Here is a 19,995-nt window from a genome sequence, read left to right as displayed (position 1 = left end):
TCCCGAGGAAGCAGCTGGCCATCACGAAGGCGGCGAGTGCGGCCGAGGCGGTGACGATGCCCGCCTCGTCCGAGGCGTTGGCGTTGACGCCCAGGACGACGGCACCCGCGCCGGCCAGTCCGATCGACCCGCCGAGCTGCCGGAACGTCTGCCGTACGACGGACGCGTCGGTCCGCTTCACGGCGGGGACGCTGCCCATCATCGCGGCGCTCAGTGCCGGAACAGGCAGACCCATCCCGAGCCCCGCCAGGACCATCCCGGGCACCTGCCAGGCGTACTCGAGGCCGGGCAGCGCGAAGTCCAGGCCACGGCCCCCAGTGCGGCCAGCGCCAGGCCGAGCACGGCGGGCACCCGGACCGACCGGAAGCGGTCCAGCAGGTATCCGGACAGGAAGGTGCCCACCGCGAGGGCGGTGACCAGCGGGAGCAGGCAGAGGCCGGTGTCCCGCAGCGAGCGAGCGCGACGACGGTCTGGTCGAGCATCACCAGGCCACCGGCGCAGCCCATGGCGACGACGACGTAGTGCTTGCGGGGTCGCGGGAGTGCCCGCGGCGGTCGGGGCGCCTACGTCGGGGGGCCGGTTGGGGCGCGACATCGGCCTCCTCACGAACGGAAAGTCCGTTGGACACGACCCGGCCGCAGAGCGCCGCTCACCCCGGGAGCCCGAGGTCACCGAGACGGTCCACGGCTACGCGAACGGCCCCGTCGGTCTTGCAGCCGGGCCGATTCCCTCGACGTCCACCCCGATCAGGCCGACATCAACGACCCTGCAGGATCTTGACGTTGTCGCCGAAGGTCCAGCCCTTTGAGCCGTCCCAGTTGAGCGACCAGGTCATGAGCCCCTTCAGCGAGCCGCCGTAGGCGTTCCACGACTGGCTGACGAGGCTCGGCGCCATGTGGCCGCCGCCCGCCCCGGGCTGGGCGGGCAGGCCGGGCACCTGCTTGTCGTAGGGCACCTTGATGGTGGTGCCCTGGATGGTCAGGCCGTTGTTCAGACAGGTGGTCTGTGCGGTGAAGCCCTGGACGGTGCCGGCTTGGTAGGAGTCGCCGGAGCAGCCGTACATGCTGCCGTTGTAGTACTGCATGTTCAGCCACCACAGGCGGCCGTTGTCGGCGTACTTCTTGATGACCGGCAGGTAGGCGCCCCAGATCGATCCGTAGGTGACGCTTCCACCGGTGACGTACGCGGTTTCGGGAGCCATGGTGAGGCCGAAGCCGGCCGGCATCTGCGCGAGGACGCCGTCGATGATGCGGATCAGGTGGGACTGGGAAGCGGACAACGTGTTGATGTCGCCGCTTCCGGACAGGCCGGTCTCGATGTCGATGTCTATGCCGTCGAAGTTGTACTTCTTGAGGATCGGGACGACGGTCGCCACGAACTTGTCGGCGACGGTACTGGAGCTCAGGTCGATCCCTGCGGTGGCACCGCCGATCGACATCAGCAGGGTCGCCCCGGCCGCCTTGGCCTGGCACATCTCGGCCGGCGTCGAAACCTTGACTCCGGCGTCCATACCGTCCTGCCACAGGACGGTGCCGTCCGAGAGGATCACCGGGAAGGCGGCGTTGATGACGTTGTACCCGTGCGCGGCGATCCGGCTGTCCGTGATGGGGGTCCATCCCATGCCGGGGTGGACGTCGTTGGAGGCGCCGTCCCAGTTCTCCCAGTAGCCCTGGAGGACTTTTCCTGACGGCCTGGGCTTGGTGGGGCAGGTGTCACCCGGCGGGGTGGTGGGCGGGGCGCTGGTCGGTGGAGCGGTGGTCGATGGGGTGGTGGTCGATGGGGTGGTGGTGGGCGGGGCGCTGGTCGGTGGGACGGTGGTCGGCGGCGTGGCGGTCGGCGTGGGGTCGGTGCCGCCGGGGCCGCTGAGCGACACGTCGTCCGCGTAGTACGCGGGCTGCCCGTACCAGCCGTGCAGGTAGACGGTCACGGAGGTGGTGTTCGGCCCGGTGGTGAAGGCGACGCCGAGCCGGCTGTACGCCGGGCTGTTCGGCGTCCACGTGGACGGGGCGCCGGTGATGCCGGTTCCGGTGACGCCCAGGTAGACGTAGCTGCCTTGGACGTAGGCGCTCAGGTCGTACGAGGAGTTGGGCTGCACGCTGATGGTCTGGGTGCACTGGGCGGCGTCCTGACCGGTCGGTGCCGCCTTGAGCGCGGAGGTGCCGGAGCGGACCGGACCACCGACGGCCGCGGCGGCACCGCCAGGGCACGTCCAGTCGGTCAGCCCGTTCTCGAAGCCGGAGTTGGCCACCAGGTTGGTGGTGGCGGCCCCGGCCGTGATGGAGCCGGCCGCAGCAAGGCCGGTAGCGATGACGGCAGTGGCGCTGACCGCGGCGAGCACGCGCCTCAGGACGGCCCCGTCGGGGTCGGGACGGCGGGGGAGATCGTCCGATGGACGTGGAGTACACGACCTTCGACGGAACATGCTGGGCTCCCTTCCCGCCGGGCGACATGGGCATGACGACGCGTGGGGGCGTGACGCCCGGCCTGGGTGAGGTGGGGACATGTGGGGCCGTGCCGGACCGGATCGTAGGAGCGCCGACAAGCCCCGTCAATAGGTCTGGACCATTGGCCGGACAACCAGACCCCGAAGGCGGCGAACCAGGGGGTGCACAATCGCCAACGCCTGGCGGACCTCTACGCCCCCGGCCTCCAGCGGCTCATCGACGGCCCCTGAGACTGCCCTGACCCCTGCGGCCGGTCCCGTCGGCGCGCCGACGCGGCAGCGCCCGGACCGCCTGATCCCGCGCCCACGGCCGGGCTTCCACGCGCGTGAACGTCCGGAGGACCGAGCGTCCTCCGCTCACCCGTCCTCGCCAGGACCCGTGCAACCGGGCGTTTCCAGCCGGGGCTTGAGGTGCCCGGGCGACCGGCGCGGGCCGCCGCTTCGGAGTCGTCGCCCGACATGGTCGAGCTCAGACCGATACTGCGTGCAGGCCGTCATCACAGCCGACGTAGAGTACGCCGTTGATCACGGCCGGAGACGAATTCACCTTGCTACCGGCAGGGTATCGCCACCGTTCCTCGCCGGTAGAGGTATCCACCGCATACACCTTGCCGTCCTCGGCGCCGAAGTAGACGACCTCTTTGACCACCGCAGGCACGGAGGGCACATGACCACCCACTGGAAATTTCCACTGCTCCTCGCCGGTATCGGCCGCCACGGCATACACGTTGCGGTTACTGCCGACATAGACCACGCCGTCGGCCACGGCCGGTGACGTGGACACGCCGTCACCGGTGGGGAACTTCCACCGCTGTTTGCCATCACTGACGTTCACCGCGTACAGGTTTCCGTCCTCACTGCCGACGTAGACCACCCCGTCGGCCACTGCCGGCGACGAGGACACGAGGCTCTCGGTGGCGAACTTCCATCGTTGTTCGCCAGTGACGGCGTCCAGGGCGTACACCTTGTGGTTCCAGCTGCCGAAGTACACCACGCCCCCGGCCACCGTCGGCGACGAGTGCACCCATTCACCAGTGGGGAACTTCCACTGTTGCTCGCCGGTGACCGCGTTCACCGCGTACAGGTAGCCGTCCTCACTGCCGACGTACACCACGCCGTCGGCCACCGCCGGCGATGATTCCACGGCACCGCCGGTGGGGAACTTCCACCGCTGTTCGCCATCGCTGGCGTTCACCGCGTACAGGTTGCGGTCTGCACTGCCGACGTAGACCACACCGAGGGCAACCTCCGGCGAGGAGGAGACGAGACTTCGGGCAGGGAACGTCCAGCGTTGTTTCCCGGTGGTCGCGTCGACCGCGTACAACGCACATTCGAAACCGCCGCCGACGTAGACCACCCCCTCCGCCACCGTTGGTGACGAGAGGAAGAGGTCGGCCGGGTACTTCCACCGCCGGCGCTCGGGGGCTCGGCTGTCGAGAATCCTCCAGGTGGCCAGACCGCCGGCTCCGGCGACCGTGGCGCCAGCCAGACCGAGCAGGGCACGGCGGCGAGTGATCCTCGTGGGGAGTACCGCCGGATCTGCCCCCGGCTGGGATCCGGTTGCCTGTGGGGGAATCCCTGCAGGGCCGGGGCCAGCTCCACCCTCACCCTGGTTGCGGCGGGTGGGGAGGAGAGTGCGGTGGGGCTGCTTCTGCTTGGGCGGATGTGCTGTTTGGCGCGGCCCCGGGCCTGCGGCGGCTGGCCCTGTTTGCGGCTGTTCCGTGGAGGGAGGCTGTCCAGTCCTGGGGGGTGCAGGAAGTTGCGCGAGTTCGGTCCACGCAGTGTGTGGTGGCGTCGGAGGCCCGGCGGCGTTGCGTGAGCGCACCTTCGTGGCGACCGGAGCGGGCATCCAGCTGGTCTCGGTGAGTACCGCGGTGACCGCGCTGCCGTCACCGACGGCGCTGGCCAGGTGGTCCAGCAGTTCCATTACGGTGGGCCGTTGGACGGCCTTCTTGGAGAGACACTGTTCCACAACGTCCCGTAGCGCGGGCGCAAGAGCCTGTAGGTCGGGCTCCTCATAGACGACGCGGAAGTTCAGGGCGTGCGCCGAGCCGGTTCCGAACGGAGCGGCCCCACCAGCGGCGAAGGCCAGAACCGCTCCCAGGGAGAAGACGTCGCTGGCCGGTCCCACGTGCTTGCCGGTCAGCTGCTCGGGAGACATGAATCCCGGCGTGCCTACCAGCATTCCGGTCTGGGTCAATGCACTGGCTTCACCGGCCACCGAGATGCCAAAATCGATCACCCGCGGCCCGTCCACCGCCAACAGGATGTTCGAGGGCTTCAAGTCCCGGTGGACCACTCCGGCGGCGTGGATCGCTTCCAGCGCCTCAGCGAGCCCGGCTCCCAGGGCCAGCACCGAGGCCTCCGGCCAAGGCCCGTGACCGGCCACTGCATCGCCCAGCGACACCCCCGGCACGTACACCGTCGCCAGCCACGCCGGAGACCCGTCCGGGTCGGCATCGACCACGCCCGCGGTGAAGACACCATTCACCCGGCGGGCCGCTGCCACCTCCCTGGCGAACCGCCGTTGGAATTCCCGATCGTCCGCGAGCTCTTGGCGCACCACCTTCACCGCGACCGCACGCCCACCCCGTGACCGGCCCAGGTACACCCGCCCCATACCCCCCGAGCCCAGCCGCGCCACGATCCTGTAAGGCCCCACCTGCTGCGGATCCCCCGCCTCCAGCATCTGGAACACCCCCACTTGAACCACCCCTGCTACGCGCCGACGACTCCGTCACCCCTCGAGGACACCTGCCGTCCGGTGCCACGTCCCCCATCCAATCGGTGGCTGATACCAGCTGACACCCGGTTTCACGGACCGGTCATTTTTGCGCAGGACAGGACGACACCGGTCATGGCGCTCGAAGCAGCCGACGTCGTGCTTCCGGCGTGACCGGGGTAAGGGGCCGGGAGGGCGCTGGTCCCGAGCTTCGGCGCGGGGTGTCGGCCTCACGGCCCGGACGAAAGGCGGGGCGGAGGTGACGTCGATCGCGGAGTCACTGTCACACGTCGACGTCGCTCTTGGTCGAAGAGTGACGCGGGAGGGCATGGGCCGTGTCCCGCCTCGTCCACCGGTCGGCCCAATCGTGTCGCAGCCATCGCACGTTCATTCGTAGGATCGGGCGCAGGCGGCCGACACGCGAGGTGCCGCTCGCGGCACGGCGTGCCACGCGTCAGCCGAAGGGATCCGAGGTGAGGTCTGAGCCGCACGACGGCAGGAGGTGCACGGAGCCGGGGCGCTCCCCCTGCTCGGCACCGCGAGGGGTCCGGCGGTATCGCTCGCGGGCGCGTCTGCTCGCTCTGGGGCTGGCCCTCGGTGCGATCACTTCGACCCTGCCGGTCGGGAACGGGCATGCGCACGGCGTGGCGAGCGCCGGTGTCCGCCGGGGCGTGGAGCCGGACGCGGGGTGTCGGCCCACGCTGGCGGGCGTGGCACACCAGGACGACGACCTCCTCTTCATCAGCCCCGAGGTTCAAAGGCTCATACGCGCCCGGTGCTTCGTCGGCACCGTCTATCTGACGGCCGGGGACGCCGGGCGCCCGTTCACCGGCGGCGACTCCTACGTACGCCGTCGGGAGCGGGGTCTGCGGGCGGCGTACGCACGGATGGCGGGCGCCGCGGACCACTGGTTCCGGGCAGACCTCACGGTGCGTGGGCGCGACCTGGTGTCCTACGTCCTGGCCGGCCGCCCCGACGTACGGCTGGTCTTCCTGCGACTGCCCGATGGCTTCCCGAGGGGTGTCGGCAGTCCGCGGTACGGGCGGCAGAGCCTGCTGAAGCTGTTCCGGGGGCAGTCCGCCGCCATGAGACCGGTGGACGGGGCCAGGCCCTATACGGAGGCTGAGCTGGCCTCCGTCCTGTCCGGGGTGCTCACCCTCCGCAAGGCGGAGCACGTTCTGACGCTGGACTACGACAGCGCTACGTTCGGGGTCGGGCCACCGAATCCGGCCGATCACAGCGATCACGAGATCACCGGACGGCTGTTTCGGAGGGCTGCCTTCCGATCCCCCGGCCGTCCTGCCGTCACGCCGTACGTCGGCTACGGTCTGCCGCTGTTGCCACCGAACCTGACACCGCGGCAGCGACGCGACAAGAAGGCCGCGTACGAGGCCTACGCCGCGTACGCGGGATGCATCACACTGCCCTGCCCGTCCCGCACCACACTGAGCCGGAGCCATCAGCAGTGGATGGAAAGGGAGCACCGCAGGGTGCACCGGCAGCCCGGTCCCGGGGAGGTCATGTCGGTCATCGGCCGTACCGCAGAACGGGCAGCCGTCGAGCGGTGCCTGACGCTCGGCGTCGGGCGGCCCACGGCCGCCGTGACGACGGAGGACTGTGACGGCAGCCCCGCCCAGCAGTGGACCTTCGTCGACGGCAGCATCAAGGCCGCCGCGTCCGACGGCTGCCTGACCGCCGCTCTGGGCGTGGCGTCCTGCAACGGCTCGAGCGGCCAAACCTGGTGGCGCGACGCCGACGGCAGGATCGGGTCGGGCGAGCGCTGCCTCCACCAGGACGACCTGGCGGAACTCGCCCCCCGCCTCACCTTGCAGTCGTGTTTCCCCTATCAGCCCGAGCTGCGCTGGCTCTGGTAGCCCGGGAGGCTCGCACGGCTGGATGATTGAGCTATCCGAGTGGGAGCGCCGAGCGCTCACCGTCGTGGCGGTCGCGCAATGACATGCTGGGCCCATGGTGCGGCTCTTCCGTGCCTCACGTCTTCGGAAGGGCATAGCATTGATCATTCCGGTGGCTGGGATGCTGGCGCCCGTGATGGCCGTGGCAGTTTTGGGGGGAGCGGCGCCCGCGGCCGTCGCGGCCGCGTCGTACGACGGGCAGTCGCTGCACGGCACGGCGTTGTTCAGCGTCAAGGCGACGAACAACGCGGCAGCCCAGGCCTTCACCACCGGGAACAGCCGCGTCACCCGGGTGAGTGCGTACGTGGCCAGCGGCGCCGCCACCGGTCAGATCACAGCGCAGATCCGCAGGAACAAGGCGGACGGCGCCTCCTCCATCGCGAGCAGGACCATCAACCTGGCCTCCCTGGGAGGAGCCGGCGCGGGGTGGCTGGAGTTCCCCGTGGATGCCGCCGTCACCCCGGGCGCCACCTACTACCTCCACCTCCAGGCGACCACGACGGAGAACAAGCCGATCGCCTGGTACGGAACCGTTTCCTCCGTGCCGGGCTCCCTCACCAGCTGGAACTACGACAAGACGTACTGGGGCGGCTGGCACGCCTACGCCTCCCGGCTCGCGTTCTACGTCCAGCCCACCGGCAGCGAGCGGTGCGGCGAGACGGAGCAGTGCTACGTCCCCACCACGGCACTCGCGGCCCGGACCTCGGGTCTGCTGGGCAACCTCAGCTCCACCGAGGCCGTGCTGCCCGCCTTCGCCGTCGGAGCGTCCTATGTGGGCGACAGCAACGTGCTGCGCCTGCCGTCCGGCCGCTGGCGGTACCTGCCCGCCGGGGCACGGACCTCCGTCGTGGTCCCCGCGAACGACCCGGGAGCACTCTCCCAGATCGCCGAGAGCGAGCGCTGGCTGGCCGCGGGCACGGTCCCCGGCACCACGGACACCCAACGGGCGGCCGCACGACGTGCGCTGCTGTCGATGCGCGCCCTCCTCCAGCCCAACGGGGCCTCGGCAGCAGCGTGGTCCCCGCCCTGGGAGTACTCCTGGCCCCGGGACGGTGCGTTCGTGGCGACGGCCTTCGCGGCCGCCGGCCACGACGAAGAGGCGTACCGCATCCTCCAGTACGACGCCCGCACGCAACGGGCCGACGGGACCTGGGAGGCCCGGACGAAACTGGACGGCAGCGGCCCGCCGGACGCGCGCCCCTGGCAGCTCGACGCCAACGGCTGGGTGCCCTGGGCCACCTGGCAGTGGTACCAGGCAGCGCCCGCTGCCGACCGGAACGCGCGGCTGAACGCCCTCTACCCGATGGTACGCAAGGCAGCGGACCGGTCCGCTGCCTCCCTCGGCTCCAACGGGCTCCCGCCGGCCTCCCCCGACTACTGGGAACTGCCGACCGGCACCACCAACATCGGTACCGCGGCGCCGCTCCTCGCCGGTCTCAACGCAGCCGCCGACCTCGCCGGATTCCTCGGGCAGGACGCCGACCGGGCGAGGTGGACCGCCGCGGCAGGGAAGCTCTCGACCGCGATCGCCCGGTACTTCGCGCCGCTGGGCTACCCGCGCACCATCGACGGCAACCACGGCAGGGACAGCGCGGCAGCGTTCATGGCGCCGCCCTTCAACGAGGCCCCGGCCGATCTGCCCGCCGCCCTGGTCTCCACCTACCGCGCCCTGCTTCTGCCGAACGGCGGCCTGCTCCCGGGCAATGACCCCGACGCGCCCTGGGGTTCGTACGCCTGGACCCCCAGCACCGGCTTCTTCGCGCTGGCCTGGGCGCAGCTGGGAGACACGAACCGGGCTGACGCGGTGCTGAACTGGGTCCTCGCCAAGCGCAACGGGCTCGGCGAGTTCCCCGAGACGGTCAACGGCGCGGGAAACCCCTCATCCGTCGCGCCGCTCGGCTGGACGGACGCCCTGGCAGTCATGACGCTGCGCGCCCGGCAAGGTCACCCTCTGCCCACTCCGCCGCTCCGGTAGCGCACGCCTGGGTAACGGCATGCGTGCAGCCGGTGTCGATCCCTTCGGCCGCTTTCCTCGTCCAAGGGGCTGTCGCGGACTCGGGTCGGCTCGGCACGGTGGGATTCGGTTCAACGCTTGTCGGTCCGCGGGTGGATGGTGCAGCTCAGGGATCGCTTGGTCCGGCGCTGGGGCGGCGGAGAAGGACGTATCCGTCGCGCTGGTCGACGGTGCGGTAGCCGGCGTCGCGCGCGGCTTTGAGGGTCTGGGTTTCGTCCTCGGGGGACAGGGGCCACCCCATGGGGGCATGGGTGTCGTCGGTGATCCAGTCCGAGGTCAGGGGGATGCCGGGGAAGCCGAACACGGCGACCGTGCACCGGTCGGTGAGCTGGGGGACCAAGCGGTTGGATGCGGCGACCGTCGCTCCGTCGGGGATCCGGGCCATTACTGAGTGCGGGTCAGAGGTCGTACGCGGTGTCGTGCTTCGGCTGATACAGGCCGATCGTGCCCGCGCCCGGCACGGCCAGGGTGGTGACCGAGCCCCAGCGCTGCTCGGTGATGTCGGTGGTGAACTCGACGCCTTTGGCTTTCAGCTGTGTGACCGTGGCGGCGAGGTCGTCGCACATGAGGAACAGTTCGGTGACGCCGTCGGCGTCCGGGTCGGCCGGGTGCACGGCCAGTTCGCCCGGTGGGGACTTGAAGATGAGCCAGCCGGCTCCGGCGTCGACGTGCGGGAACTCGAGCACATCGCGGAAGAATGCGCGTGCCGCCTCGGCATCTCTTGCGTAGATGATCGTGTGTGCACCGGTGATCATCTGCTCAAGCTAGCAGTCCGCTGAGTCGCCCCGCCGCTACGCGCAAGGAAGCAACTGAGCAGCACCGCGGATCCGGCCGCTTGCGAGGGGGAAGGACGGGTCCGTACCCCGGCCGGCAGGCCCCGTACGCCACCTTGCATCGGTTACGGTGCCCCAGACTATGGGGGTGGACCCTCACCTTTACCCTGATCTGGCGGCTGCGGGCAGCCTGGCCGCAGCGCTGGAACGCACGGCGGCCGAACTCGGTGTCGACCTCATGGTGGTACCCGGCGATGGGGGCCCACTCGTTTCGGCCGGCATCGCCTCGTCGGTCCCTGATCGCAAGCCCCTGTCCGTTCACATCGGGGCCGAGAGCCGCTGGTTCGGAGTGTCCGGCTGGAGCCGCGGAATCGAACTCATCACCGGAGCGACGCCCGACTCGGCGGATGTCGTCAGGGCCGGAGCGGCGTGGGGGCGGGGCAGGAGCCTGCAGGAGATGCGGGCGGAACTGTCGTTTCTGCGCTCCGGCAAGCGCGCCGAAGCGCACGAACGCGGGCCGGCCGCGGTGGTGGAACTGCAGTGGCGCACGATGCGGGAACAGGCGGCTGAGGAACCGGATTTCACCGGGTTCGGCGAACTCGTGGAAGCCGCTCATGCTGAACCGCGGACGCGACAGCTCTACGTATTCTCCAGCCACTGGACGCTCGGCTTCAGCTCCTGCACGGGATACCCGTTCCGCGGTGAGGTGGCCATCGTCCCGTCACACAATGGCAGCCCGTTCCGTGTGAAGGGGCATCCTCTCTCCGACGGCGTTCTCGGCGAGGCCGCCACGGCCGAGGAAGCCGTCGCCATGGCGGTGTGCCACCTCCCCGCCGATCTCGGTCCGGCCGTCGCGGGAACCGCCTAACAAGTCGGATGACGAGCGCGGAGGCTGCTCGCCGAGAGTCCCCTGCGTGCGTCCGCTGCCGGCCCGACACCGCCCTCGGAGTGCTGGAGCGGCCGGGCCTCGGGCACCGGCGACCGTTGTGGGGCGCCGGCTCGCCCCCGAGCCGCCTCCTCAGGTGTTCCGGCCGGGGACCACCAGCCCGCTCTCGTACGCCGTCACCACTGCCTGGGCCCGGCTCTCCAGGCCCAGCTTCGTCATGGTCCGGCTGAGGTGGCTCTTGACCGTGGCCTCGGTGATGAACAGCCGCCAGGCGATTTCAGCGTTGGCCAGGCCCTGCCCGACCAGCTCCAGCACCTCGATCTCCCGGCCCGTCAGCGCGTCCAGTCCGGCCGCCCCGGCCCGGCCGGCGTCGCCGGCCTCTTCGCGGCCCGCGCGGGTGGCGAAGGCCTCCACGAGCCGCCGGGTCACCGTCGGTGCGAAGAGGGCGTCCCCGCTGCCCACGGCGGTGACGGCGGCGAGCAGCCGCTGGGGGCCGGAGTCCTTCAGCAGGAAGCCGGAGGCTCCGGCCTTCAGCGCCCCGTACACGTACTCGTCCAGGTCGAAGGTGGTCAGGATCAGCACGCGGGGCGCCGGGGGCGGGGTCTGCGCGAGGATCATCTCCGTGGCGGCGATCCCGTCCATGCGCGGCATCCGGATGTCCATCAGGATCACGTCGGGGCGGGTACGGGCGGCGAGCTCGACCGCCTCGGCGCCGTCCGTGGCCTCTCCGACGACCTCGAAGCCCTCCGCCATCTCGAGCAGGCCCACGAGCCCGGCCCGGATGAGGAACTGGTCGTCGGCCACGAGCACCCTCAAGGGTCCGGATCCCGTCACGCCGGGCGGCCGTCCCCGCGTGGCGGTACGGTCCGGGCGGAGGTCGGCAGGGTGAGGCACACGGCGTAGCCCCCTTCGGTGCGTGGCCCGGTGCTGATCGTTCCTCCGTAGAGCTTGGCCCGCTCGCGCATGCCGATCAACCCGTTCCCGCTCCCTTGTACCAACTTGGCCGGAACGGGGCCTCTGCCCGTGCCGTCGTCGGTCACGGTGACCGAGAGGTGCGTGGGCCGGTAGTCGAGGGTCACGGTCACGCGGGAGCCCGGGGCGTGCTTGAGGACGTTGGTCAGCGCCTCCTGCGTCACGCGGTACGCACACAGCTCCACGCCGGGGGCCAGGGCGCGTGCATCGCCTGTGACCTGCAGGTTCACCGGAACGCCGGCGGCCCGGACCCGTTCGGTCATTTCCGTCAGCCGTGACAGGCCCGGCATCGGGGCGTCCCGGGCCGGGGCTTCCGGGCCGGCTCCGCCGTCCGGTTGCTCCCGGTCGGTGTCCCGCAACAGGCTGAGCATGCGGCGGAGTTCGTCCAGTGCCTCGGCGCTGGTGTCCTCGATGGTGGACAGGGCCGCACGGGCCGTGTGGGGCGCCGCGTCGAACGCGTACCCGGCCAGGCCCGCCTGGACCGAGATCACGGACATGTGGTGGGCCACGATGTCGTGCAGTTCCCTTGCGATGCGCGCGCGTTCCTCGGCGACATCGCGGCGTGCGCGTTCGTCACGCTCGCGCCGCAGCTGGCGGGCCAGTTCGGCCGACCGGCGGGCCACCAGCCCGAACCGCCACAGCACTGCAGGGAAGACCACGGCCTGCGCGAGCACGGTCGCCATGGAACCGCCGGGGCCGTTGCCCAGCAGTCCCGCGTAGACCCACACCGCCCCCATCAGGGCAGCGCACGCCGACGAGGTGCGGACCGGGCAGAGCGCGGCCACCGTGTACACCGCGAGCATGGGACCGAAGCAGGTGACCACAGGCCAGTACCCGGCGGTGATGTACACGACCCACATCAGCTGGGTGAACAGACAGACCGCGACCGGCGCCTTGGTCCGCACGGCCACCGGCACCGTCACCAGCCCGACGAGCAGGTACGCGGCGAGGTCCAGGGGAGGCCACCCCTGGGCGACCGCCTCCCGGCCCAGCAGCACGGCCACACCCGTCTGTGCGAGGGCTGTCAGCGCGTCCGTGGAGGAGGGGCGGATCCGCATCGCCGCAGCCTAGCCCGGACGGCGCGGACCGGTCTCCCACTCCCGTACTCAACCCTGAGTGGGAGAAGGAGCGGCGCTGCGCCGGAGGTTGGCGCGGAGATCCATCGGGCACGGGACGACGGGCCCGGGCCCCGGCCCGTAGCTTCATGTCCCGGGACCACGGGACCGGCCGACCACCGGTCCCGCACACCAGGACAGCGGGTCACTCGGGGGACACCTGCGGGGGGACGGCCCGCGCCGATCGAAGGACGGAACAGCCATGATCGTCAGCAAGCGTCTTGCGCTCCTCGTCGCCTCCACTGCCTTGTGCACCGGTGTCGCCCTGGCCCCGTCGGCCGTGGCGGCTACCGACTCCGGTACGTCGGTGGCCGGTTCGCGCGGTTGCAACTACACCGACTCCCAGCCCACCATCAGCCGGGGTGCCAAGGGCGCTGCGGTCAGGCAGGCCCAGTGTCTGCTGAAGACCTGGAACGTGTACATCGGTTCCTCCGGCGTCGACGGCGACTTCGGTCCCGACACCGACCGCGCCGTGCGCGAGTTCCAGCGCCGGGTGAAGGACATGTGCCACATGCCCGTCGACGGCATCGTCGGTCCCAAGACCTGGAGCGCCCTGAAGAACCCGGGCTGCTGACCGGCAGGGTCCCGGTCGCGGCCGGGCCCCGGGGACACGGACCGGGACCCGGCCGTGCTGTGGTTCAGCCGCTACAGACCGGCGTTGGGGTTGACGCCGCCGGTGCACACGGCACCCGTGCAGGCAGAACCGCCTCTTGATCGGCGCTGTAGTGGTAAACCACGGCGTTGACCGGCAGGTTGTTCATGTACCGAGCCGATGCCGTCGAAGAAGCCGGTCTCAGCGTAGTGGCCGAGGAAGATGCAGGCCCGCGTACTTGTCGAGGTGACATCGAGGTCGCGGAACCGGGTGGTCTCGTACAGGCACGGCTTGCCCGGGGGCATCCGCCCACGGCCGCAGCACTGCTTGCGCTGGCCGCCACTCCCCCTGCGGCGAACGCGACCGACGAAAGTGCCACTGCCAACGGGCGCGGGCGCCACGTCCGGCGAACCACGTGATCACAGAAGCGGGGCCCAGGACAGGGAGCGGCCCAGGTGCATGAGGATTCGGGTCAGGGTGTCGGAGTCGGTGGGCTCGGGGAGGCTCGGGGCGAAGGCGGCGCCCGGCCGCGTGCGGTCGGCTCCGTTGGGGACGGCCAGCGCGATGGGGAGGGCGGCATCCAGGATGTCGGGGTCCGGGACGAAGGGCAGATCGAGGGCACGGGCGACGTCCCAGGTGTGGACCACGTAGTCGAGGAAGTGGAATCCGATGGCCCGGATCGCCGGGAAGACTGCGCCTTCGCCGAATTCGGGGAGGGCGAACTCCTGCTCCATCGAGCTGACTTCGGCGAACGCGGCCAGGGCTGCTTCTGCGGCGGCCAGGTACCGCCCGACGGCTTCCGGCCCCGGCACCTCGCCTTTCCAGTGCGCCAGATTGCCCCCGTCACCCCTGGCCGCCGCCGCGAAACCGCGGTGCTGGGCCGTCATGTGCACGAGCAGCTCGCCCAGGTTCCAGGCCGAGCAGGGGGTAGGCCGGGTGAGGTCCTCCACGTCCGCCCGACGGACCGCGGCGATGCTCTCGCGTACCGCACGGTCGTTGAAAGCCTTGACGGCCGTCAAGTTCATACGCATGCGCTTACGATAAGCACCAGCTCATCATTGGTCAACGAGTATCTTCTTCTCCATGACTGGCAACACCACACCCGAGGGGCGCCCTGACCTGGCGGCGATGATCGTCCCTCTGGGCCGCGCACTGGTGGCCGCCGAGTTGCCGGTGCTGCGCGAACACGGGCTGGTCATGTGGGCGTACTCGGTACTGCTCGGGCTCGACGACGAACCGGTACGGACGCAGGCCGCGTTGGCGCGTGACATCGGTGCCGACAAGACCCGGATCATCGGCGTCCTCGACGACCTGGAAGAGCGCGGACTGATCCGGCGGCAGCCTGATCCGGCGGACCGGCGGGCGCGCGTACTCTCCCTCACCCCTGCGGGGCGCCGGGTGCGCGACGCGGCCCGGTCAGCGATCCAGCGGCGCGAGGAACGGCTGCTGGCCCGCCTGCCGGAGGAAGACCGACGCGGCTTCCTGAACACCCTGCAGGCGCTCGCCGCGCTACCTCCCTCCGAGATCAGTGGAGACTCACGACCGTCCGGCGAATCGCCCACGCCCGGTGCAGACCCTGGCCTGGGCGGGTGAGGAACACGCCAGGCCGGCCGGGCGTGGCCGGCCCGGGCGGTCAGGGTCCTGTGCCGGTGCGCTGCCCGTTCCGTACGCTGGGGGAATGCGCATGCGCCCCACTCTGAGCTGGACGCCCACCGAGGACCTCCGGCCTGGCACCACGGATCCGGAGCCGGTCGCCGATGCGCTGAGGACCGGCGGTGTACTGGTGCTCAGCGGGGCGGGCATGTCCACCGAGTCGGGGATCCCCGACTACCGGGGGAAGGGCGGGAGCCTGAGCCGGCACACCCCGATGACCTACCAGGAATTCACCGCCAATGCCCGGGCCCGGCGCCGGTACTGGGCGCGCAGTCACCTCGGCTGGCGCACGTTCGGCCGCGCCCGGCCCAACCCCGGGCACCGGGCTGTGGCGGCGTTCGGGCGGCACGGCTTGCTCTCGGGTCTGATCACCCAGAACGTCGACGGCCTGCATCAGGCCGCCGGCAGCCAGGGTGTGGTGGAACTCCATGGAGGACTGGATCGGGTCGTGTGCCTTTCCTGCGGCGTCTCCAGCTCGCGCCATGAGCTGGCCCGGCGGCTCGAGGAGGCCAATGCGGGCTTCGAACCGGTGGCCGCCGGACTGAACCCGGACGGTGACGCCGACCTCACCGACGAACAGGTCCGCGACTTCCGCGTGGTGCCCTGCTCGGGGTGTGGCGGCATCCTCAAACCGGATGTGGTGTTCTTCGGCGAAGCCGTTCCGCCAGGGCGGGTCGAGCGCTGCCGCGAACTGGTCGGTGAGGCGACCTCGCTGCTGGTCCTGGGTTCCTCACTGACAGTGATGTCCGGGCTCCGGTTCGTCCGTCAGGCAGCCCAGGCCGGGAAACCCGTGCTGATCGTCAACCGCGACCCGACCCGCGGCGACCAGCACGCCGTCACCCGGGTCGCGCTCCCTCTGGGGAGGACCCTCACCACCCTGGCCGACCGCCTGGACATCCCGGTCGACGACCGGGCGGCGGCTGAATAGGGCAGACGTCACCGCCTGCGTGAAGACGCGGTCAGGCGGGCTGCCACAGTTCGAGCCGGTTTCCCTCGGGGCCGGTGACCCAGCCGCATCGACCGATCGCGGTGATCATCGGCGTCCCGGCTGCGGGGCAGTGCACACGACGCGCAGCGCCTGCGGCGTCTGCCGGGCCGGGTGCGGGCGGCGCCCGGCCCGGATCCTGCTACCGCACGCGGAAGTTGGCCATCATGCCCATCGCCGAGTGGTCCAGCAGGTGGCAGTGGTAGACGTACGTGCCCCGGTACGCGTCGAAGGTGGCGTGCAGCTTCACCGTCTCGCCGGGAAGGAGCTGGACCGTGTCCTTCAGGCCCGCCTCGGCCGGTCCGACGGGGACGCCGCCCCGCTCCAGTAGCCGGAACTGGACCAGGTGCATGTGGAAGTTGTGCGGGATGAGCTTGTTGGCGTTGGTCACCGTCCAGATCTCCGAGGTCCCGAACGTGACCGTCTGGTCGATCCGGTCCGGGTCCCACTGGAGTCCGTCGATCAGCCCGCGCGGCTCGGTGCGGCCGTCCTCGTCCATGCTGAAGACGATGCGCCGCTCGACGGCGGGCTTGGGCAGCGCGTCCACCGGCGGCAGGGTGCGCAGCACGTCCGGGATGCGGCTCGGGTCGGGAGCGGTGCGGACCACGTCGAACCGGAGCACGTTGCCGACCTGGCCGGGTGCTCCTCCGCCCATCGTGGTCTCCAGGACGATCTTCGTGCCGACCGGGTAGCGGGAGAAGTCGATGACCACGTCGGCCCGTTCCGCCGGGGACAGCGAGACGGTGTCGGTGGTGAAGGGCCGCTCCAGCAGGCCGCCGTCGGAGCCGATCTGTACGAACTGCCCGCCGTCGGCGAGACGCAGCTTGAAGAAGCGCAGGTTGGAGGTGTTGAGCAGGCGGAAGCGGTACTTGCGGGCCGCGACCTCCAGGTACGGGCTCGGGCGGCCGTTGGCGAGCAGCGTGGTGCGGCCCCGGAAGTCGTCCATCACGTAGACCAGTTGCCCGTTCTCGTCGAAACGGGCGTCGCGCAGCGCGATCGGTATCTCGTACCTGCCGGAGGGCAGCGGCAGGGCCCGCTCCGTGTCGTCGGTGAGGATGTACGTCGCCGACAGCCCCCGGTAGACGTGCTCGGCCTCCATGTGGTGGGCGTGGTCGTGGAACCACAGCGTGGCATTGGGCTGCTGGTTCGGGTAGGTGTACGTACGGGCCGTGCCCGGGGCGACGGTGTCCATCGGGGCGCCGTCGTTCTCGGGGGAAACGCTCGCGCCGTGCAGGTGCACGGCCATCGGCATGTCCAGGGTGTTCCGGTGCCGGATGGACACCGGTCGGCCGCTGCGCGCCCGCAGCACCGGCCCCGGGAAGTGGCCGTCGTAGGTCAGCACCTTGGTCTGCACCCCGGGCAGGATCTCCCTCGAGACCTCCTTGACGGTGACGCGGTACGCGTCCTGCCCGCCCTCGGTGGAGTACGGGGTGAGCACGGGCAGCTGCGGCAGCTTCACCGTGAACGGCGCAGGCGGGACCGCCGGGCCCGCGTCTTCGGCGGCCTGCGCGGTGGCGGTGCGCAGTACGGGCAGCAGGCCGGCACCGGTGATCAGGCCCGCGCCCGTCGTGGCCAGCGTGCCGACGAGCACGCGACGTCTGGTGACCATGCGAATGTCCTCCTGCGAACGATGGGAGTGCGTACTGGCGTTCGCATGCCGAACGCCCTCCCTCATGATCCCGATTGCACGCAGGGTGGCCTCTGCCCAAAGCGGGAGAATGTCAGGTATCACGCCGCAGATCGGGGCGGCCGAGCGGCACGACCGGCACCACCGGCAACACGACGCGGGCCCCGGCAGCCGTATGCGGCTGCCGGGGCCCGAGCCCGTGGAGTGCGGTCAGCGCTCCACGCCAACCGCGCTCCACGCCTCGGCCACCACGTCCGTCGACCAGTCGAGGTCCCGGGCGGCACCGAGGGTCGCGTAGCGGAATGCGGAGAAGTTCGTGGTCCTGGCGGCGTACTCCATCAGCGCCTTGTACCAGATGCGCCCGGCCCGGTCCCAGGCGTGGCCGCCCAGCCCGGTCGCGACGAGGTAGAACGCGCGGCTCGGGATCCCCGCGTTGGCGTGTACGCCCCCGTCGTCGCCGGAGGTGTCGTCGTACTCGGTCATGTGGGCCGCCTGGTGGAACCGGGCGGGATCCTTGAGTGAGCCGCCGGCTGCGTCGGAGGACGCGATGCCCCGGCCGAACAGCCAGTCCGCTTCCTGCACCGTGTGCTGCAGGCCGTACTGCTTGGCCAGGACACCGAAGACGTTCCCGAGCGAGGCGGCGAGCGCGCCGGGTTCACCGTACGACTCCAGCTCGGCGGTGTGGTGGATGATGCCGGCCGTGAACTGCTCGGCGAACGCCTCCACTGGCGGGACCCCGCCGTCACCGAGGAGGATGCGCGAACGCTGCCAGGCCACACCCGGCTCCCCGGTGCGGACGACCGCCTCCACGGGACCGCCCCTGCCGTCGATCGAGTTGCGGCCGTACACCGTGCGGAAGAAGTCCCAGGTGACGCCGAGGGCGTCATAGGCACCGTCCACCACTGCGTCGCCGCTCGGGGCTCCGCCCTCCTCGCGCGCCGACACCGGGCTGTCGGGATCGTTCCGGCCGTCCAATATTCTGCGAACCGGACGTACAGATGCACTCTCAGTCATGATCGGCATGCTGACAGGCGGCCCGGCCGCGGCGGCACCCTCCCCTACTCGATCAGTCAAGTCGACGTCGTCAGCTGATCAGGTCCGGTGCGAAGTAGTCACGGAGTCGGGCGGTCTTCCCGTCGCGGAGCGGATCCCGCGCACCCCGCCCGCCGCGGTCAAGCCGCCCTCGCGAAGCTGGGTGGCCTCCTCTGGCCCGGAGCCGGCTGACCCGTCACCGGCGTGGCGTCCTGCGCGAGCACCACGGCCCTGGTATCGGTCCGTCATGGATCTCACGCACCTGATGGCTCGGGCAGAGTCGGACACCGAGACCATTGACCGCTCCGGTACCAGTACCCCGCACCTCGGGGCCGGTGACGGCCGAGGCGGATCGGGATTGCCCCGGGAGGCGGTGCTGACGTTCGCCGGCAGCCTCCGGCCGGTTCGCCTCGACGGCGCCGTGCTGCACTCACGTCCCTCCGGTACCACCACCCTGAGCGGCCTGGCACGGTCCGGCGCCCTGACCCCCGGTGGGGAGTTGTGCCTGCCGCTCGTCGAGTACGGGAACCGCCGCTGGTCCGTGGCGGACGTGCAGGTCGAGGTTTCTCCCAGGGACGACCGCCATGACCGGGTCATCGTCAGCTGGCACAGCGGCCTCGAGCTGGAGGCCGTCGACCCCAACGGCCGCTACCGGGTGGAGGTGGCCTGGCTGCTGCGGGCCCGCACCCTCAAGCTGCTGCCGCTCGACGATCTGATCGACGGTCGCCTGGCCCCGTACGCCCTCGCCCTCGCCTCCGGCCTGCGGGACCCACGCGTGGCCCGCCGCCTGGAGCTCGCCTGCAACGAAATCGCCACCCGGGACCCGCTCGTGACGCCCCGGCGCTCCCGCAGGTCGGCCGAGACCGGCCCGCTGCGGCTGCTCCACGACGTGACGGCGGCCGGCGGGCACCTGGCCGCCACCACGGGCACGGTCAGGGCCCGGGCCGAGAGCCGCGAACGCCTCGCCGTTCTGTCGCTGGTCACCTTCCCCCTCAAGATGCCCGCCGCACCGGACGCGCCCGTCCTCCTGGTCAACGCGGGAGCCCCGACTCTGGACATGCTGAGGGCCTGCGAAACCATCGCCGCCGAGGAGCGCACCCGGATCCATGCCCTCTCCGACGTCGCCGCGGGACCCGCCTCCTGCGGCGAAACCGCCTTCGAGGCCGCGCGCGAAGCACTGCACCGCCGCTACACCCGCCCGCTCCCCCACCGCCGACGGCCCGGCCCACCGAGCCCGTGACCGCCGGCCGGCCGGGAGGACCCGCTGT

The 19,995-nt window shown here is 70.9% G+C and carries 16 protein-coding genes and 1 pseudogene; 7 read left to right on the top strand and 10 right to left on the bottom strand.

The features are described from left to right. Nucleotides 1–757: 757 nt before the first annotated feature. The 3 genes and pseudogenes from IF09_RS47470 to IF09_RS0131775 form a co-directional block, all read right to left on the bottom strand. Nucleotides 758–1,873, bottom strand: coding sequence for a chitinase (locus tag IF09_RS47470; RefSeq protein ID WP_418953085.1), 1,116 nt, complete (start codon nucleotides 1,871–1,873; stop codon nucleotides 758–760). Between the two features lie 42 nt (nucleotides 1,874–1,915). Continuing rightward, nucleotides 1,916–2,422 (bottom strand): annotated as a pseudogene (locus tag IF09_RS47465) (carbohydrate binding domain-containing protein); the annotation flags it as partial. A gap of 490 nt (nucleotides 2,423–2,912) precedes the next feature. Further along, nucleotides 2,913–5,132, bottom strand: a complete 2,220-nt coding sequence (locus IF09_RS0131775) for a serine/threonine-protein kinase (RefSeq protein WP_030301662.1) — start codon at nucleotides 5,130–5,132, stop codon at nucleotides 2,913–2,915. A 743-nt stretch (nucleotides 5,133–5,875) separates the two neighbouring features. On the opposite strand from IF09_RS0131775, the gene IF09_RS0131770 reads away from it, so the two are divergent. Together IF09_RS0131770 and IF09_RS42115 are read left to right on the top strand one after the other, a co-directional pair. Beyond that, a complete protein-coding gene (locus IF09_RS0131770; RefSeq protein ID WP_051833203.1) occupies nucleotides 5,876–7,039 on the top strand; it encodes a ricin-type beta-trefoil lectin domain protein in 1,164 nt (387 codons plus the stop codon). A gap of 160 nt (nucleotides 7,040–7,199) precedes the next feature. Beyond that, entirely contained in the window at nucleotides 7,200–9,053 is a 1,854-nt protein-coding gene (locus IF09_RS42115; protein ID WP_051833200.1) for a hypothetical protein, read from the top strand. Nucleotides 9,054–9,198: 145 nt separating this feature from the next. Here the strand turns inward: IF09_RS42115 and IF09_RS0131760 are convergent, their stop codons facing one another. Both IF09_RS0131760 and IF09_RS0131755 read right to left on the bottom strand, forming a co-directional pair. Beyond that, entirely contained in the window at nucleotides 9,199–9,477 is a 279-nt protein-coding gene (locus tag IF09_RS0131760; protein ID WP_030301655.1) for a DUF2079 domain-containing protein, read from the bottom strand. Nucleotides 9,478–9,490: 13 nt separating this feature from the next. Then, nucleotides 9,491–9,847 carry a VOC family protein gene (locus tag IF09_RS0131755; RefSeq protein WP_030301653.1) on the bottom strand — a complete coding sequence of 119 codons (357 nt, stop codon included), beginning with the start codon at nucleotides 9,845–9,847 and terminating at the stop codon, nucleotides 9,491–9,493. A 160-nt stretch (nucleotides 9,848–10,007) separates the two neighbouring features. Between IF09_RS0131755 and IF09_RS0131750 the strand changes: the two genes are divergently transcribed. Next, nucleotides 10,008–10,733, top strand: a complete 726-nt coding sequence (locus IF09_RS0131750; protein WP_030301651.1) for a DUF6193 family natural product biosynthesis protein — start codon at nucleotides 10,008–10,010, stop codon at nucleotides 10,731–10,733. 150 nt (nucleotides 10,734–10,883) lie between these two features. Here the strand turns inward: IF09_RS0131750 and IF09_RS0131745 are convergent, their stop codons facing one another. Together IF09_RS0131745 and IF09_RS0131740 are read right to left on the bottom strand one after the other, a co-directional pair. Then, nucleotides 10,884–11,561 (bottom strand): response regulator transcription factor, encoded by a 678-nt coding sequence (locus IF09_RS0131745; protein ID WP_030301649.1) that lies wholly within the window; start codon nucleotides 11,559–11,561, stop codon nucleotides 10,884–10,886. A gap of 20 nt (nucleotides 11,562–11,581) precedes the next feature. Then, entirely contained in the window at nucleotides 11,582–12,781 is a 1,200-nt protein-coding gene (locus IF09_RS0131740; RefSeq protein WP_030301647.1) for a sensor histidine kinase, read from the bottom strand. A gap of 259 nt (nucleotides 12,782–13,040) precedes the next feature. On the opposite strand from IF09_RS0131740, the gene IF09_RS0131735 reads away from it, so the two are divergent. Then, on the top strand, nucleotides 13,041–13,412 hold the full coding sequence (locus tag IF09_RS0131735) for a peptidoglycan-binding domain-containing protein (protein WP_030301646.1): 372 nt from the start codon (nucleotides 13,041–13,043) through the stop codon (nucleotides 13,410–13,412). 437 nt (nucleotides 13,413–13,849) lie between these two features. On the opposite strand, the gene IF09_RS0131730 is transcribed toward IF09_RS0131735, so the two are convergent. Further along, nucleotides 13,850–14,461 (bottom strand): TIGR03086 family metal-binding protein, encoded by a 612-nt coding sequence (locus IF09_RS0131730; protein WP_078613570.1) that lies wholly within the window; start codon nucleotides 14,459–14,461, stop codon nucleotides 13,850–13,852. 52 nt (nucleotides 14,462–14,513) lie between these two features. Between IF09_RS0131730 and IF09_RS0131725 the strand changes: the two genes are divergently transcribed. Next, the gene (locus IF09_RS0131725; protein WP_030301641.1) at nucleotides 14,514–15,023 is read left to right on the top strand and encodes a MarR family winged helix-turn-helix transcriptional regulator; all 510 of its coding nucleotides are present in this window, start codon (nucleotides 14,514–14,516) and stop codon (nucleotides 15,021–15,023) included. A gap of 85 nt (nucleotides 15,024–15,108) precedes the next feature. Continuing rightward, the gene (locus IF09_RS0131720) at nucleotides 15,109–16,011 is read left to right on the top strand and encodes an NAD-dependent protein deacetylase (protein ID WP_030301640.1); all 903 of its coding nucleotides are present in this window, start codon (nucleotides 15,109–15,111) and stop codon (nucleotides 16,009–16,011) included. Nucleotides 16,012–16,210: 199 nt separating this feature from the next. Here IF09_RS0131720 and IF09_RS0131715 read toward each other — a convergent pair whose 3' ends face one another. Continuing rightward, nucleotides 16,211–17,677: a multicopper oxidase family protein gene (locus tag IF09_RS0131715; RefSeq protein WP_030301639.1), complete on the bottom strand. Its 1,467-nt coding sequence runs from the start codon at nucleotides 17,675–17,677 to the stop codon at nucleotides 16,211–16,213. Nucleotides 17,678–17,905: 228 nt separating this feature from the next. Continuing rightward, nucleotides 17,906–18,709 carry a M4 family metallopeptidase gene (locus tag IF09_RS40945; RefSeq protein ID WP_158710098.1) on the bottom strand — a complete coding sequence of 268 codons (804 nt, stop codon included), beginning with the start codon at nucleotides 18,707–18,709 and terminating at the stop codon, nucleotides 17,906–17,908. 391 nt (nucleotides 18,710–19,100) lie between these two features. Here IF09_RS40945 and IF09_RS0131705 point away from each other — a divergent pair, with 391 nt between their 5' ends. Further along, nucleotides 19,101–19,967: a hypothetical protein gene (locus tag IF09_RS0131705; RefSeq protein WP_158710097.1), complete on the top strand. Its 867-nt coding sequence runs from the start codon at nucleotides 19,101–19,103 to the stop codon at nucleotides 19,965–19,967. Nucleotides 19,968–19,995: the final 28 nt, after the last annotated feature.

Source organism: Streptomyces katrae, from assembly GCF_000717655.1.
In the GTDB taxonomy this organism is placed as follows: Bacteria; Actinomycetota; Actinomycetes; order Streptomycetales; family Streptomycetaceae; genus Streptomyces; species Streptomyces katrae_B.
The sequence above is the reverse complement of the archived record's forward strand: the minus strand, read 5'-3'. Positions and strand labels throughout refer to the sequence as shown.

Coding starts and splice junctions, on each gene's coding strand:
- IF09_RS0131760 (WP_030301655.1), bottom strand. CDS start 9,477: ATGGCCCGGATCCCCGACGGAGCGACGGTCGCCGCATCCAACCGCTTG.
- IF09_RS0131775 (WP_030301662.1), bottom strand. CDS start 5,132: ATGCTGGAGGCGGGGGATCCGCAGCAGGTGGGGCCTTACAGGATCGTG.
- IF09_RS0131725 (WP_030301641.1), top strand. CDS start 14,514: ATGACTGGCAACACCACACCCGAGGGGCGCCCTGACCTGGCGGCGATG.
- IF09_RS0131735 (WP_030301646.1), top strand. CDS start 13,041: ATGATCGTCAGCAAGCGTCTTGCGCTCCTCGTCGCCTCCACTGCCTTG.
- IF09_RS0131740 (WP_030301647.1), bottom strand. CDS start 12,781: ATGCGGATCCGCCCCTCCTCCACGGACGCGCTGACAGCCCTCGCACAG.
- IF09_RS0131730 (WP_078613570.1), bottom strand. CDS start 14,461: ATGCGTATGAACTTGACGGCCGTCAAGGCTTTCAACGACCGTGCGGTA.
- IF09_RS0131750 (WP_030301651.1), top strand. CDS start 10,008: ATGGGGGTGGACCCTCACCTTTACCCTGATCTGGCGGCTGCGGGCAGC.
- IF09_RS0131720 (WP_030301640.1), top strand. CDS start 15,109: ATGCGCATGCGCCCCACTCTGAGCTGGACGCCCACCGAGGACCTCCGG.
- IF09_RS0131715 (WP_030301639.1), bottom strand. CDS start 17,677: ATGGTCACCAGACGTCGCGTGCTCGTCGGCACGCTGGCCACGACGGGC.
- IF09_RS0131755 (WP_030301653.1), bottom strand. CDS start 9,847: ATGATCACCGGTGCACACACGATCATCTACGCAAGAGATGCCGAGGCG.
- IF09_RS42115 (WP_051833200.1), top strand. CDS start 7,200: ATGCTGGCGCCCGTGATGGCCGTGGCAGTTTTGGGGGGAGCGGCGCCC.
- IF09_RS40945 (WP_158710098.1), bottom strand. CDS start 18,709: ATGACTGAGAGTGCATCTGTACGTCCGGTTCGCAGAATATTGGACGGC.